Source organism: Candidatus Nitrosotalea sp. FS, from assembly GCF_011319475.1.
GTDB lineage: Archaea > Thermoproteota > Nitrososphaeria > Nitrososphaerales > Nitrosopumilaceae > Nitrosotalea.
Genome location: NZ_RCMC01000251.1, coordinates 23,950 through 25,447 on the forward strand (window position 1 = coordinate 23,950; position 1,498 = coordinate 25,447).

Annotated in this window: 1 protein-coding gene and 1 pseudogene; both read right to left on the reverse strand. The window is 38.5% G+C overall.

All coding sequences use genetic code 11. The annotated features are described in order from the left end of the window. A pseudogene (locus tag DYY66_RS10045) lies at positions 1-465 on the reverse strand (sugar ABC transporter permease); the annotation flags it as partial. Further along, positions 466-1,167: an ABC transporter ATP-binding protein gene (locus tag DYY66_RS10050; RefSeq protein WP_309224004.1), complete on the reverse strand. Its 702-nt coding sequence runs from the start codon at positions 1,165-1,167 to the stop codon at positions 466-468. Between the last annotated feature and the right edge of the window lie 331 nt (positions 1,168-1,498).

The following is a 1,498-nucleotide window of genomic DNA, read 5'->3' on the forward strand; positions in this document are numbered from 1 at the left end:
GCTTACCATGATATAGAAGAGTGCATCAGCAAAACTTGGAAATATATCAGATGAGACTCGAGGATATGAGAACGGTATGTACAAGCTTTTCATCTTGCCCCACCATCCAAAATTATAATTTTCAGAAACTTCGATGAGATGTTGTGGAATGGTCTTGAATGCCTGATATTGACCAATCCAGATGTTCCACACTATGGCATCAAAGACAAGAAAGTCTGCAGCTATTTCCACCCCCAGTGTTCCTCCAAGTCCTGAAATGAAAACTATCAGTACTATGGGAAGAAAACCAATGACTGGAATTGACTCAAATATGTTTACAAATGAAACATAGATGTTTTCAAATTTTCTGTTCTTTACTGCGATATAGGAAAGAAACCAACCGCTTACTATGGAAACAAGAATTAACGCTAAAACTCTGCTCAAACTTGCAAGAGTTGCAAGAGCTATGGTGACTAGTTCCACAATCTATCCCACCGATTCTTTTGGCATTAGTTCCTTGTATAGTGTCTTGACATACTCATAAAATAGCGGATCTTCCTCAGACCTTGGTCTTGGCAGATCAATTTTTATTTCATTTACAATTCGTGCAGGCGTGCCACCCATCACGTAAACCCTGTCTGCAAGCTGGACAACTTCATGTAAATTATGCGATACAAGAATTACGGATTTTAGAGTATTTTCAGGATTGAATACAATGGAATAAATCTCACTTCGAAGAGAATTTGCCGTAAGCTCATCAAGGTGTACGAATGGTTCATCCATCAACATTATTGTAGGAGAAGCTGCAAGTGCTCGTGCAATAGCGATTCTTTGTCTCATTCCACCACTCATTTCTTTTGGATATGCATCTTCATGACCATGCAGTCCTACCAACGCGATCATTTTTTTTGCTATCTCGGTTGCTTCGTCGCCTTTGACTTTGTTTCGTAAAACTATTTTCACATTATCAAGTGCAGTCATCCATGGAAAAGTGGCAATAGACTGGTGGACAAGTGAGATTTGTGATGACGGAGATTTCATCTCAACATTGTTTAGAAACACATGACCTATTGTAGGGGAAATCAGATTTGCCAGTACTCTAAGAAAAGTTGATTTTCCTGTACCTGAAGGACCTACGATTGCAACAAGCTCATCAGCATATGTCTTGATGCTTATGTCTTTGAAGATGAAATTTGTACCAGAATATGCATAACCCAAGTCTTTGCATTCAAGTTGAGCCTCACCGAGTGTTTCATTGAAAACTTGGGTCATGACAACCTATCCATGGGGGGAGGATATGATGTATATACGCCTTTTCAATATAGATTTCAAAGCAATCTATTCAAAACTAAATAATTAAGGACATCACATCAAAGAATCTTAGATACTGTATTCTTTAGATCACTGGCTGCTTTCTTGCCTTTGGTATTTGTATTTAGGTTAACATGATCCACAAGGTCCTCAATTATTATCTCCATTGTACTATCCAAGGCTGCTCTTACTGCTGTTATCTGTTGAA